Consider the following 12,987-nt stretch of genomic DNA (forward strand, 5'->3'; position numbering starts at 1 on the left):
CCCCCCGTCCCCCCGTGCCGCATCGGCTGTCGGGGTCAGGCCGGGGACTCGTCCGGCGTGGGATGCTCCGCGGTCGGCGGCGCGGCGCCGCGGCGGCCCGTGCCGGCCTCGTCCGTGTCGGGCACGTCCCCGTCCCCACCGTCGGCGGGCGCGTTCTCGTCGGTCTCCTCCAACCGGTCCGGCGCGCCGACCTCCCAGCGGTCGTCGCCCGGGCCGGCCTGCTGGTCCTGCATGTCCCGGGGCACCGGCGCGTCGGCCTGGCCCCCGTTGTCCCGCTCTTCGGCCACGGCGTGCTCCCTTCCTGTCGCGGCCCGGGCGGGTACCCCGCAGGCGGCGGCGCAACCTCACCCCGTGCGCGGTGCCCGCTCCTCCAGCACGGTCTGCCAGGCGGGGGCCGGACCGCCGGGCGGCGGCTCGGGCCGGCGCCCGCCGCGTGCGAAGAAGTCGGCCAGCGGCAGGATCGCGGCACCCACGGTGACCGCGTCCGGCCCGAGCCGGCCCAGCTCGACGGCGACCTTCTCGGCGGGGTGCCGCAGGGCGTACGCGACGGCGTGGCGGCGCACGGCCGACAGGAAGCCGCTGCCGAGCTGGAGTCCGGCCCAGCCGCCGATGAGGATCCGCTCGGGCTGGAAGAGGTTGATCAGGTCGGAGAGGCCGGCACCGAGGTACTCGGCGGTCTCCTCCAGGACCGCCCGGGCGACGGGGTCGGCCTCGCCGCCGCCCTCGGCCGGATGCGCGGCGGCGAGCATCGCCGTCAGGGCCGTCTCCTCGTCCGTCCCCTCGGGCGGCTGCCCGCCCTCCTCGCGCCAGCGGTCGAGGAGGGCCTCGGCCCCCGCGTACGCCTCCAGGCAGCCGAGCGCGCCGCAGCGGCAGCGGCGGCCCCGTACCCGGACGGTGAGATGGCCCCACTCGACGGCCCGCCCGTGCTCCACCTCGGGGGTGACCAGGCAGGCGCCGACACCGGAGCCGAAGAGGACGACGACCGCGTTGCGGGCGCCGCGCCCGCCGCCGAACCACATCTCGGCCTGGCCGAGGGTGCGGGCTCCGTTGTCTATGAAGTACGGCACCGTGCCGGGCAGGGAGGAACTCCCCCTCAGCAGTTCCTCCAGGGGGACGGCGTCCCAGCCGATGGTCTGTCCGTGCACGACCGCACCCCGTTCGGGGGTGCGCTCGACGATGCCGGGGACGCCGATGCCCACGCCGAGCAGCCGTTCCGGGGCGATGCCGGCGGCGTCCAGTACCTCGGCGACGCCGTCGCGGACATGGCCGACGATCCCTTCGACCTCGTAGCGCCGATGGGTCAACGGACGCTGGGCCCGGGCCAGTTCGGTGAGGGTGAGGTCGAAGAGCTCGATCCGCACCCGGGTCTCGCCGACATCGACGCCGATCATGTGGCCGCTGCCCGGCGACACGCGCAGCAGGGTGCGCGGCCGTCCGCCGTCTGAGTCGACGCTGCCGGCCTCCTCGACCAGGCCGTCGGCGACCAGGTCGGCGACGACGTTGCTGACGGAGCCGGAGCTGAGCCCGGTGGCGGGGCCGAGCTCGAAGCGGCTGAGCGGTCCGTCGAAGTAGAGCCGCTGCAGGACGGCCGTGCGGTTGGCCCGCCTGAGATCGCGTACCGTACGCCCGTTGCGCGCCGTCATGTGGCCCCCTTCGCACCCTGTCCGACCTGCAACATACCTCTGCGGGCGAGGTCCGCGCGATGATCCTCCAGCCCTTAGTTCACGGTGTGAGCCAAGAGGTGCCCGGCAGGCCTTCGGGGAGGAAATCCGATGGCTCGCGCCAACGCCTCCTCCCTACGCTGGGAACCCGAACCTAGACCCCCTAGGTTCGGGGAACTACCACGGCACTGGAGGCAACCCCCATGCGCCCGCTCACCGAGCAGGACATCCGCGACTCCTTCGTCAACTGCTCGAAGGGAGAGGCCAAGCGCCTGGCGGTGCCCCGCGACCTGGAGGCACGCCCGTGGGACGATCTGGACTTCCTCGGCTGGCGCGACCCCGGGGCGCCGGACCGGGGCTATCTGGTGACCGAGCGGGAGGGCCGCCCGCTCGGCGTGGCCCTGCGCCACCCGTCCTCGCGGCGCGGGTTCCTGCACCGCAGCCTGTGTTCGCTGTGCCTGACCACCCATCCCGGCGGCGGCGTGTCCCTGATGACCGCGCGCAAGGCCGGCGCGGCCGGCCGCGAGGGCAACTCGGTGGGGCTGTACATGTGCACCGACCTCGCCTGCTCGCTGTACGTACGCGGCAGAAAGGTCCCGCAGTCCGGAGGACGCTTCGAGGAGAGCCTCACCGTGGAGGAGCAGATCGCCCGGACGACGGGCAACCTCTTCGCCTTCCTCGACAAGCTCGACCTCTGACACCCCCGCCGGCACCTGGTCTTTTTCCGCCCCTCGTGAACAATGAAGCATCCCTTGCGGACAGCTCCCGTCCTAGAGGGACGTTCGAGATCACCGGGGACGGGGAACAGGCCACAAGATGCTGGATGTACGTGAGGGATCGGTGTCGCTCGAGCGACTGATGAGGCGGCGTCGGGACCCGGTGGTCGTGCAGACGCTGCGGTCGGCCGTGGCGGCGACGCTGGCCTATGTCGTGGCCCTGCGGCTGTCGCCCGAGGCCGCCCCGCTCACCGCGCCGCTGACCGCGCTGCTGGTCGTCCAGGTCACCCTGTACGCCACGCTCACCAACGGCATCCGCCGGGTCAACGCCGTGGTGGCCGGCGTCTTCGTCGCCATCGCCTTCAGTCTGCTGGTCGGACTGACCTGGTGGAGCCTGGCCCTGCTGATCGTGGCGGCGCTCACCGTCGGCCATCTGGTGCGCGTCGACGAGTACGTGCCCGAGGTGGCGATCAGCGCGATGCTGGTGCTCGGCGTCACCACGGTCGGCGACACGGCGTGGGCCCGGGTGGTGGAGACGCTCATCGGTGCGGTCGTGGGACTCGGCTGCAATCTCCTGCTGGCGCCGCCGGTCTGGGTGGACGAAGCCGGCGAGTCGATCGAGGGACTGGCCCGGCGGGTACGGCAGCTGATGCTGCGGGTCGGCGAGGAGGCCGCCGGGCGGACGCCCGTCGAACGGGCCGCCGCCCGGTTGCACGAGGCACGCCGTCTCGACCACGACATCGTGGAGGTCGACGCGGCCCTGCGGCAGGCCGAGGACAGTCTGCGGCTCAACCCGCGCGTCAAGGAGGGCCTGCTGCACCGGATCGTGCTGCGCACCGGGCTGGACACGCTGGAGATCTGCACGGTCGTGCTGCGGGTGCTCGCCCGCACGTTGACCGACCTCGCCAAGGAGCGCGAACCCGAACCGCTCTTCCCGGCCGAGAGCGGCGCCGCCCTGGAGCAGTTGCTGTCCGAGATCGCCGACGCGGTGGTCAGCTTCTCCGTTCTGGTCACCACCCATGTCAGCCAGAACGCCGACGCGGCGGAGGCGCGGCTGGCCGCCGAGCTGCACCAGGCCGCCACGACCCGCGACAAGCTGGCCCAGCTGCTCACGGAACAGATCCAGCGGGACGACCGCCACTGGCAGCTGCACGGCGCGGTACTGACCGAGGTCAACCGCATCCTGGACGAGCTGGACACCGAGCACCGCTCCCGCCGCCTGCTGGAGGAGCTGGACCGCTACGGACGCGAGCGGCGCTCCCGGCGGCCCCGCCTGACCCGGGCGAGGGAGTGGATTTCCAGCCATCGGTGGCGGAACCGCAAGGCGGCCGCCGGTCGTTCTATGTGAGGTGACGACGGCGGTCCGCTCGTGTGGCGGGCCGTGCGGTCCTCGGGCCGCACGACAGCGAGGGGGTACCGAGGGATGACCGACAGCAGCGTGCGCGTCGACGGGGACACACTGCGACTGCCGGGCGGTGTGGTGGTGCGGTTCGTGCGGACGCTGAGGCTGCCCGAGCAGGGCACCCACCCACTGCCGCCGGGCCTGGGCCAGTTCCCCGTCCGGCGGGTCGGCGACTACCCGGACACCGCGCCGGCCGAGTGGCTGGCGCGCGGCGGCGTGATGCTGCCGGTGTACCTGCGGGAGGCCATGTGGCTGAGTTTCGCGGGCAGCACGGAGCCCGCCGCCCTGCAGGTCGGGGTGGGCAAGGTGTGCGCGGTTTCCGGGAAGCGGTGGCGCGACCGGCTGAGCCGGCGCCCGCAGAACTACGTCGTACTGCCCCGTCAGCCCTGGCTGGACGGCATCAACTCCGGCAAGGGCACCGTGCGCCAGTTCGTGGCGGTGCCGCTGGGCCTGGGAGCGACCGTCGAGGGCCAGGTGACCGGCGAGGAGGTCTGGGGCGGGATCCAGCTGCAGGTGTTCCCGCTGAACGAGCGGAAGCGGGCCGAGTGGCGGAAGGCGGAGCGGCAGCGGGCGATGCGGCGGCCGCAGTTCGGCGGCGGGTACGGCGGTCCGCCGCCCGCCCCGGGCGGGGTGCCGATGCCCGTGGCCGCCGCCGCTCCGGCCGCCGCGCCGAGGGCCGCCGCGATGGGACTCGGAGTCGGCGGTTCGATGCGGCAGGAGGTCTACCAGGACGACCGGTCGCCGAAGGACTGGGCCGAGGAGCCGGCCGGCCGGGTCTTCGTGCACCTGGTGACCCCGCCGGAGTGGCGGCGCATCACCGGCGAGGCCCCGCCGCCCTCCCCCGTGGACCGCGCCGCGTACACGCGGGCGGGGCTGCCCTGGTTCGACTACTACGACCAGGACGGCGAGGACCTCGCCCCCACCGACACGCTGGGCGCGGTCAAGCCGGTCGGCGACTGGCTGGGCGACGACCTGGAGGCCTGGCAGCCGCCGTCCCCCGGCCAGGTGAAGCCGCTCGGGGACGCGCCGGGCAAACCGGTGCAGGACGGCGACTGGTAGGCCCACAGCGGTGATGCGGCTTTGCGCCCCGCGCGCTGCCGCGTCAAGGTGGCTGTCCGGAAGGGGACGACCGCGAGCCGAGGTGCGGACATGACCGGTGGGACACAAGAGGCGGACGCCGGCTGGAGCAGGCGCCGCTTCGTCGGGGCGCTCGGCGCCGCCCTGGCCGCCGGCGGGACGCTCTCCGGGTGCTCCGGGGACGGCGGGGAGGGGAGCCCCGCCTCGCCCGCCACACCGGACGGCTCCACCGGGCCCTCACGGCGGGCGGGTGCCTCGGCGCCGGCACCGTCCGCCACGTCCCGGTCGCCTTCCCGCCGTCCGCTGTACCTCGGCACCTACACCTCCGCCGAGGGCGGCGGCCGGGGCATCGGGACGGCGTCGTACGACCCGGTGTCCGGGCGGATCACCGGGGGTGCCACGGTGGCCGGCGTGGCCGATCCGTCCTATCTCGCCGTACACCCGGACGGCCGGACGCTGTACGCCGTGAACGAGCGGGAGCGCGGGACGGTGACCGCCGTGCGCACGGCAGACCGGAAGGTGCTGGGCAGCAGTGCCACGGGCGGCACGTTCCCGTGCCATCTCTCGGTCCACCCGGGGGGCCGCTGGCTGCTGAGCGCGGACTACGGCTCGGGCAGTGTCGCGGTGCACCGGATCGGCGCCTCCGGTGCGCTCGGCGACCGCACCGACACGGTCACGCATCGCCGGCCCGCGCCCGGGCCCGGGCAGGACGGCCCGCACGCGCACCAGTTCGTCACCGCGCCGGACGGCGGTCATCTCCTCGCCGTCGACCTGGGCACGGACACCGTCTACAGCTACCGGCTGGACGAACGGTCCGGGACCCTGCGCGAGGTGGCGCAGGCCCACGCGCGGCCCGGTGCCGGCCCGCGCCACCTGGTCTTCCACCCGGGCGGCCGGTACGCCTACCTGGCCAACGAGAACGACGACACGGTCACAGTGTGCGCCTACGACCCGGCGACGGGCCGCCTGACGATCGGCGCGCCCCTGTCCACCGGTTCCGGCGAGGGCACCAACTACCCGGCGCAGTTGGTGGTCGCGCCGGACGGCCGGCACGCCTATCTCGCCAACCGGGGCGCGAACACGCTGGCGCGGTACGCGGTGGAGGCGGCCGGGGCCCGGCTGCGGCTGCTGGGGACGGTGCCGGTGGCCGGGGACTTCCCGCGCCACCTGGCGCTGGCCCCGGGCGGGCGGCTGCTGTTCACGGCGAACCAGCGGTCGAGCACGGTCAGCGTCTTCCACGTGGACCCGTCGAGCGGCGGGCTGCGGCTCGCGGGTGAGCCGTTCGCGTCACCCGTCGCCGTCTGCGCGCTGCCGCTGTAGGGCGTGCGGGCAGCCGGCCCGCCCCGCCTGTGCGAGCAGGGCGTGCACCCGCTCGGTGAGCTGGGCGACCCCGTCGGCCGGGGTGTGGAAGGTCAGCCGTACGTCGCCGTGCGCACGGGCGCGTTCTACCCGCAGGGTCAGCCCGTGCCGGTCGACGGCGAGGGGCTGGACGCGGACCGCGCCGTGCAGGCTGTCGGGGCCGACGAGCCGGGTGAGGCGTTCCACGGCGTCGGGGTGGGCGTCGGCGAGGTGGGTCAGCAGACGGGCCTCGGCGCCGGCGAGCGGGTCGGGCGCGGCGGCGGCGAACTCGCCGCGGTCGACGACCACGGCCCCGGTGGGCTGCTTCAGCACGATCCGGGTGGCGTGGAAGGCGAGTCGGCCGTCGTCCTCGGGACGGAACCAGCCGGCGAGCCAGAGCCGGGCGCGGATCCGGGCGCGGACCGGGACCGGCGCGACGTCGGCGAACTCCAGCACGGCGGACGGCTCGCCGCGCGGCGAGCAGAGGGCGGCGGTGCGCAGGGCGCTGTCGTCGGGCACGCCCAGCAGGACGCGGCCGTCCTCGGCGGCGGTGTGCGCGCCGACGAACTCCTCGCGTCCGCCGTCCGCGGTCACCGCGCAGGACCACGCGGTGGCGAGCACGGACCGGGCCCGCTCCGCCGCGGACGGCGCGGCGGTCCATTCCTGGCTGTCACCCATCCCAGAACCTCCTAAGGTAAGCCTTGCCTAACTTATAGGAGATCGCGAGTGCAGCCAACCACCGGGCCGGCCTCGCGCGTCAGGCCAGCACCCCGAGCAGCGCCCGCGCGCACAGGTCCCGCACCTGCTCCCGGGTCAGTTCCGCCGTACGCAGCCACTCCAGGCAGACGGCCGTCGTGAAGGCCAGCCAGCCCCGCACGGCCAGCCGGACGTCCGCCCGCGCCTCGACGGCCGGTCCGAACTCGGGATCGGCGGCCAGGGCCGCGAGGATCTGGCGCTCCTGGGCGGCCAGCGCCCGCCGGTACACCTGACGCACCGTCCGGTCACCGGCGGCGTCCGCCCGGTGGAAGGCGCGGTAGCCGTGCGCGTGGGCCTGGACGTACTCCAGATACGCCTCCAGCCCGGCGGTGAGCTGTTCTCGGACCGGCACGCCCGGCACCGGGGCCGTCATCCGCAGCATCCGGTCGCTCTCGCGCTCCACCACCGCGGCGAAGAAGTCCCGTTTCGTCGGGAAGTAGTGGTACAGCAGTCCGCGTGAGACGCGGGCGATCTCGGCGACCTGCTCGATCCACACCTCGTCGTACGGACTCTCCGAGAAGAGCCGCGCCCCGACCGCCAGAAGCTGCTCACGGCGCTCCTGCGTACTGAGCCGGCGGCGGGTGCGCCCGCCCTCGTTCGCAGCCATGCCCGCACCTTACTTGACGCCGGTTCAACAAGCGCCGCAGACTGGGGCCGCTATTGAACCCGCATACAACAAGCCGCAAGCCGCCGCTGAATCAGGCTCGTTCAAGGGAGATCGCGTCATGGTGGCACCACTTCCGCGGGGGTTCCGCAGCGCCGAGCAGGGCTGGCCCGAACTGCACCGCATACCCCACCCGCCGCACCGGCTGCCGCTGCTCGGCGATGTGCTCGGCACCCACCGCGGCACCCCGGTGCAGGACTCCCTGCGCCACGCCCGGCGGCTCGGGCCGATCTTCCGGCGGCGGGCGTTCGGCAAGGAGTTCGTGTTCGTGTGGGGCGCGGACCTCGCCGCCGACCTCGCGGACGAGACGCGGTTCGCCAAGCACGTCGGGCTCGGCATCGCCAACCTGCGGCCGGTGGTCGGGGACGCGCTGTTCACCGCGTACAACCACGAGCCGAACTGGCAGCTCGCCCACGACGTCCTGGCCCCCGGCTTCAGCCGCGAGGCCATGGCGGGCTACCACCCGATGATGCTGGACGTGGCGCGGCAGCTCACCGACCACTGGGACCGGGCGGCGTCGGCGGGACGTTCCGTGGACGTGCCCGGGGACATGACCAAACTGACCCTGGAGACCATCGCGCGCACCGGGTTCGGGCACGACTTCGGCTCGTTCGAGCGGTCCCGGCCGCACCCCTTCGTGACCGCGATGGTCGGTACGCTCAGCCACGCGCAGCGGCTCAACACCGTGCCCGCGCCCGCCGCGCCGCTGCTGCTGCGCGGCGCGAGCCGCCGCAACGAGGCCGACATCGCCTACCTCGACCGCACCGTGGACGCCCTGGTACGGGCCCGGCGCGAGGGGGACGGGGCCGGCGGAGGCGACCTGCTGGACCGGATGCTGGCGACGGCCCACCCGCGGACCGGCGAGCGGCTGTCCCCCGAGAACGTGCGCCGACAGGTCATCACCTTCCTGGTCGCCGGCCACGAGACCACCTCCGGGGCGCTCTCCTTCGCGCTGCACTACCTCTCCCGCCACCCGGACGTCGCCGCCCGGGCCCGCGCCGAGGTGGAGCGGGTGTGGGGCGGCACCGCCGACCCCGGCTACGAGCAGGTGGCCAGGCTGCGGTACGTACGCCGGGTACTGGACGAGTCGCTGCGGCTGTGGCCGACCGCGCCCGCGTTCGCACGGGAGGCCCGGCGGGACACCGTGCTCGCCGGGCGGCATCCGATGCGGCGGGGCGCCTGGGCGCTGGTGCTGACCCCGATGCTGCACCGGGCACCCGACGTGTGGGGTGAGGACGCCGAGCGGTTCGACCCGGACCGGTTCGAGGCGGCGGCCGTACGCGCCCGGGCGCCGCACACCTTCAAGCCGTTCGGGACCGGGGCGCGGGCCTGCATCGGCCGGCAGTTCGCCCTGCACGAGGCGACGCTGGTGCTGGGCCTGCTGCTGCGCCGCTACGCCTTCCACGCCGACCCCGGCTACCGGCTGCGGGTGACCGAGCGGCTGACCTTGATGCCGGAGGGGCTGCGGCTGCGTCCGCAGCGGCGCCCGCCCGGGACGGACGCGACCGAGCCGGCCCCGGAGACGGTTCGGTCAGGAGCGTCCCGTCCAGTGCGCCGGACGGGAGACTGACGACGGCAGCCGGGTGCCCGCGCTCCCCCGCGCCGCGGTCACCTGCGGCTGAGTCAGGAAGAACGCGCCGCGCAGATCGGCGTCCGTCAGATCGGTGTCCCGCAGATCCGCGCCGATCAGGTCGGCGCCGCGCAGATCGGCCCCGGTGAGGTCCGCGGCGATCAGCAGGGCGCCGCGCAGGTTCGCCCCGCGCAGGTCGGCGCCCTTGAGCCGGGCGCCCATCAGATCCGCGCCCCGCCGATCCTTCTTCCTGCCGCCGGCGCCTGCCCGGGCCAGCTCGCTGACCCGCAGCAGCAGGACGTTGACGTCCTGGCGGTGGGCGGCCACGTCCAGGGCGGCCAGCTCCTCCGGGGTGCCCCGGGTCAGGGCCTCGGTCTCCTCCAGCGCGCGCCGCAACCCGGCGCGCAGCGGACGGGCCGCCGGCAGGGTGAGCGCCTCGGTGAGGTACCACAACAGTTCCTGCAACTGGCGCACCACCGGGAACACGTCGAACACGCGGCGGGCCTCGCCCCGGGGCGCGGTGCGCCAGTCCCGGCCGGCGAAGGTGACCTGCGAGACCTTCTGGCCGGCGCCGAAGCAGTCGTAGACCGTGCACCCCGTGAAGCCGTTCGTCCGCAGCCGCTCGTGGATGCCGCAGCGGTGGTCGTCCCTCAGGTTCGGGCAGGGCGTCCCGGCGTCCTTGTCGAGGGCGAAGTCCGCGGAGCGGGCGAAGGGCAGGGCGACGCAGCACAGTCCGAAGCAGTTCCCGCAGTCACCGCGCAGGTCCGCCCGACCGGTCGTCTGATCTTGCATGTCGTCCAGGATACGGAAGGCCCGGCGGCAAAAACTCACCGCCGGGAACCCGGGCCTGTGGGGGTCCTCTCATCCAGCGGAAAACAACGTCGGCTATCACTGGAGCACAGTCGACGGACGCAGGTGCAGCAGCGACGCTTCGAGGAGACCGCCATGTGCAGCCACCAGCCACCGTGCCCGCCCGCGGACAGCCGCGACCACCTGGCCGCCGTCGTGGTCCGCGCCCGTCCCGAACAGGGCTGGAGCCTGCTGTGCAACGGCACCATCGTCTTCGACGACACCGGTGAGCTGCTGCCCGACGGGCGGACGGTGGGTCGGCCGGCCGTCGCCGGCTGACCCCCCGTCCGGCGCCTCAGCGGCTGAACACCTCGAAGGCGACGGCGGGCCGGCCCCCGAACCGCTCGCCGGCCGCCCGGGTCGTCCCGGACAGGAACCCGCGTGCGTACGCCTCGGGGTCCTCGTCGGTCAACGCCTCGATGTACGTGCGGTGTTCGAGCAGGGAGGCCACGGCGCGCTCCAGGCCGGGCGAGGCGTCCACGGCGTGGGTGGGGGTGGCCGATCCGGCCACGGCGACCCAGCGGACGCCGTTCCAGGGCTCCAGGCCCCGCTCGGTCAGCTCGGGGAAGATCCAGCGGTTGCCGGCGTCGGCGGCCGCGTCCAGGGTCGCGCGGCCGACGGCGACGTGGTCGGGGGTGTTCCACGCGACACCGCCCCAGGTGTCCCGGTGGTTCAGGGTGATCACAAGTTCCGGGCGGTGCCGGCGGATCGCGGCGGCGATGTCGCGGCGCAGAGCGATGCCGTACTCGACGACACCGTCCCGGTGGTCGAGGAACTCCACCTCGGACACGCCCACCACGGCGGCGCTCGCCCGCTGCTCGCGCTCACGCAGCGGTCCGCACGCCTCCGGTGCCAGGGTGTCGATGCCCGCCTCGCCCCGGGTCGCCAGCAGGTAGGCGACCTCCCGGCCGGCGTCGGTCCAGGCGGCGATCGCCGCGGAGCAGCCGTACTCCAGGTCGTCGGGGTGGGCCACGACCGCGAGGGCGCGCCGCCAGTCGTCGGGCAGGGGCCGGAGCTGGTCGGTGATCGGCTCAGTCATGCCTCCAGCCTACGGAGAGGGCGTCCGCCGGGGGCCCGTTGCGCGCCGCCCGGACGCGTCGGCGGCGGGCGCGTCGTGCCCGGCCGCGGCGCCGCCGAGAAGGGCACGCAGCCGGCCCGGGGCGAGACCGGTGTGGTCACGCAGCGCGTGCGTCATGTGGGCCTGGTCGCTGAAGCCGAGGTCCGCGGCGAGTCGGCCCAGGTCGCGTTCGCCGTCCAGGAGGCGGTCCAGCGCGGCCGTGGTCCGCAGGTGGGCGCGGTGTCCGGCGAGGGTGGTGCCGGTGCGGGCGCGGAAGACCCGGCTGAGGTGGAAGGGCGAGCAGCCGAGCAGCGCGGAAAGGCGCGTCAGGCTGAGGGTGCGATCGGCGGCCAGGGCCTCGCGCGCCTCGTCGGCGAGCCGGCGCCGGGCCCGGTCCGTCGCGGGTGAGCCGGCGGCGACCCGGTCGGGCGCGAGGGCGGAGAACACCCGGCCTGTGAGGGCCAGGACCCGCTCCTCGACGGCGAACGGGTCGGGCGCGTGGCGGGCGGCGGCCAGCAGCGCGCGATGGCCGAGGGTGAGGGCGGGCGTGGTGAACACCAGGCCCTGCGGGATCACGGGGTCGCCGCCGAGGAGGTCGGCCACGGCGGGCTCCGAGACGACGATCTCGGTGTAGGTGTCGGCGCCGGCGGGGTGCGCGAACTGCTGCTCCCCGCCGAGCCGTTCGACGAAGACGGTGGTGGGGTCCATCAGCTGCTCCACCCCCTCGACGCGGGCCCGCACCACCCCGTGGCGCACCAGGACGAGCCCGAAGACCGGCGCGGGCCCCGGCTCGGTCCAGCCGGGGGGCGGATCCCCGCAGTACACGTCGGCGAGGGACGCGGCGTCCCCGTTCAGCAGTGTCCGGCGTGCCACGGCCATCGCGCCCACTCCCCCGGGGTTGCCCGGCCCTCGTCCCATCGGGCAAGAAGTTACAAGAGCGGGGGTTCCCGGGACAGGCACGCTTCTTCCTGTCATCAGCTCGTCGGCCGACCGGGAGGCCCCGCGGTGCGTGTGTCACGTCGGAACGTCCTCAGAGGTTCCACCGCCGCCCTGGGCGCGGCCGCGCTGCCCGCCTGGGCCGTGCCCCGCCGCTCGGGCGCGTTGGAGGTGCTGCCGCTGCTCGACGCCGCGGGACCGTTCCCGTTGCCGGCGCACCAGGCGTTCCCCGGCGTGGACGACGGCGACTGGGCGCGGGCCGAGCGGGTCGACCCGGGGGCGTTCGGCCCGGACGACGTGTGGCGGCCGGCCTTCCGCTGCTTCGCGGTACGCCGGCCCGGCGGCCGGGTCACCCTGGTCGACACGGGGGTCGGGCCGGCGGGCAGCCCGGCGTCGGGCTGGGCCCCCACGCCCGGTGAGCTGCCCGCCCGGCTGGCGCGGGCGGGGATCGGCGTCACGGACGTGGAGGCGGTCGTCCTCACCCATCTGCACTCCGACCACTACGGCTGGTCGGTGCTGCCCGACGGCGCCCCCGTCTTCCCCGCTGCCCGTTACCTGGTGCAGCGGGTGGAGGTGTCGGGGCTGCCCGCGGACGACCCGGCGCGGTCTTACGTGGTCGAGCCGCTGCGCGGGGCGGGGCTGCTCGCAGAGGTCGACGGGCGGTGCCGGGTACGCGGGCGCGGCGGGGCGCTGACCCTCGTACCGACGCCGGGGCACACCCCGGGCCACCAGTCGGTGCTGGTCGAGGGCGGCCGGGAGGAGGTGTGGATCACCGGTGACGTGCTGGTGCACGCCGTGCAGCTGGTGGCGCCGGGGACGGCGTACCGCTACGAGGCGGACCCCGGGCAGGCCCGCCGCAGCCGCCTGGCCCTGCTGGCCTCGGCGCGCCGCCGGCGCGCCTCACTGGCGACCTGTCACCTCCACCGGCCCTTCGTCACGGTGGGCTGAGTCGTCCGTGCCG

Annotated in this window: 14 protein-coding genes; 7 read left to right on the plus strand and 7 right to left on the minus strand. The window is 74.8% G+C overall.

Going from position 1 to position 12,987, the window contains the following annotated elements; translation table 11 throughout:
* Positions 1-35: 35 nt before the first annotated feature.
* Positions 36-287 carry a hypothetical protein gene (locus ACSLTV_RS30025; protein WP_432138201.1) on the minus strand — a complete coding sequence of 84 codons (252 nt, stop codon included), beginning with the start codon at positions 285-287 and terminating at the stop codon, positions 36-38.
* A 57-nt stretch (positions 288-344) separates the two neighbouring features.
* Entirely contained in the window at positions 345-1,643 is a 1,299-nt protein-coding gene (locus ACSLTV_RS30030; protein WP_432155254.1) for an ROK family protein, read from the minus strand.
* A gap of 221 nt (positions 1,644-1,864) precedes the next feature.
* Between ACSLTV_RS30030 and ACSLTV_RS30035 the strand changes: the two genes are divergently transcribed.
* The 4 genes from ACSLTV_RS30035 to ACSLTV_RS30050 all read left to right on the plus strand — a co-directional run bounded on the left by ACSLTV_RS30035 (position 1,865) and on the right by ACSLTV_RS30050 (position 6,176).
* A complete protein-coding gene (locus tag ACSLTV_RS30035) occupies positions 1,865-2,359 on the plus strand; it encodes an FBP domain-containing protein (protein WP_432138199.1) in 495 nt (164 codons plus the stop codon).
* Between the two features lie 118 nt (positions 2,360-2,477).
* Positions 2,478-3,725, plus strand: coding sequence for an FUSC family protein (locus tag ACSLTV_RS30040; protein ID WP_432138198.1), 1,248 nt, complete (start codon positions 2,478-2,480; stop codon positions 3,723-3,725).
* A 75-nt stretch (positions 3,726-3,800) separates the two neighbouring features.
* Positions 3,801-4,838 carry a hypothetical protein gene (locus ACSLTV_RS30045; RefSeq protein ID WP_432138197.1) on the plus strand — a complete coding sequence of 346 codons (1,038 nt, stop codon included), beginning with the start codon at positions 3,801-3,803 and terminating at the stop codon, positions 4,836-4,838.
* Positions 4,839-4,928: 90 nt separating this feature from the next.
* On the plus strand, positions 4,929-6,176 hold the full coding sequence (locus tag ACSLTV_RS30050) for a lactonase family protein (protein WP_432138196.1): 1,248 nt from the start codon (positions 4,929-4,931) through the stop codon (positions 6,174-6,176).
* Here ACSLTV_RS30050 and ACSLTV_RS30055 read toward each other — a convergent pair.
* Positions 6,144-6,872: a DUF2470 domain-containing protein gene (locus ACSLTV_RS30055; protein WP_432138195.1), complete on the minus strand. Its 729-nt coding sequence runs from the start codon at positions 6,870-6,872 to the stop codon at positions 6,144-6,146. The genes ACSLTV_RS30050 and ACSLTV_RS30055 overlap by 33 nt on opposite strands.
* A gap of 79 nt (positions 6,873-6,951) precedes the next feature.
* Positions 6,952-7,557, minus strand: coding sequence for a TetR/AcrR family transcriptional regulator (locus ACSLTV_RS30060; protein ID WP_435613228.1), 606 nt, complete (start codon positions 7,555-7,557; stop codon positions 6,952-6,954).
* 118 nt (positions 7,558-7,675) lie between these two features.
* On the opposite strand from ACSLTV_RS30060, the gene ACSLTV_RS30065 reads away from it, so the two are divergent.
* Entirely contained in the window at positions 7,676-9,184 is a 1,509-nt protein-coding gene (locus ACSLTV_RS30065) for a cytochrome P450 (protein ID WP_435613229.1), read from the plus strand.
* Here the strand turns inward: ACSLTV_RS30065 and ACSLTV_RS30070 are convergent.
* On the minus strand, positions 9,146-9,976 hold the full coding sequence (locus ACSLTV_RS30070; protein ID WP_432138192.1) for a pentapeptide repeat-containing protein: 831 nt from the start codon (positions 9,974-9,976) through the stop codon (positions 9,146-9,148). The genes ACSLTV_RS30065 and ACSLTV_RS30070 overlap by 39 nt on opposite strands.
* A gap of 153 nt (positions 9,977-10,129) precedes the next feature.
* Between ACSLTV_RS30070 and ACSLTV_RS30075 the strand changes: the two genes are divergently transcribed.
* The gene (locus ACSLTV_RS30075; RefSeq protein ID WP_432138206.1) at positions 10,130-10,312 is read left to right on the plus strand and encodes a DUF5999 family protein; all 183 of its coding nucleotides are present in this window, start codon (positions 10,130-10,132) and stop codon (positions 10,310-10,312) included.
* A 16-nt stretch (positions 10,313-10,328) separates the two neighbouring features.
* On the opposite strand, the gene ACSLTV_RS30080 is transcribed toward ACSLTV_RS30075, so the two are convergent.
* Positions 10,329-11,072, minus strand: a complete 744-nt coding sequence (locus tag ACSLTV_RS30080; RefSeq protein ID WP_432138191.1) for a PIG-L deacetylase family protein — start codon at positions 11,070-11,072, stop codon at positions 10,329-10,331.
* A 9-nt stretch (positions 11,073-11,081) separates the two neighbouring features.
* The gene (locus ACSLTV_RS30085; RefSeq protein WP_435613230.1) at positions 11,082-11,969 is read right to left on the minus strand and encodes a helix-turn-helix domain-containing protein; all 888 of its coding nucleotides are present in this window, start codon (positions 11,967-11,969) and stop codon (positions 11,082-11,084) included.
* 126 nt (positions 11,970-12,095) lie between these two features.
* On the opposite strand from ACSLTV_RS30085, the gene ACSLTV_RS30090 reads away from it, so the two are divergent.
* Complete coding sequence (locus ACSLTV_RS30090; protein WP_435613231.1) at positions 12,096-12,974, plus strand: MBL fold metallo-hydrolase; 879 nt, start codon at positions 12,096-12,098, stop codon at positions 12,972-12,974.
* Positions 12,975-12,987 lie beyond the last annotated feature (13 nt).

The organism is Streptomyces sp. bgisy159 (genome assembly GCF_965341775.1).
Lineage (GTDB): Bacteria > Actinomycetota > Actinomycetes > Streptomycetales > Streptomycetaceae > Streptomyces.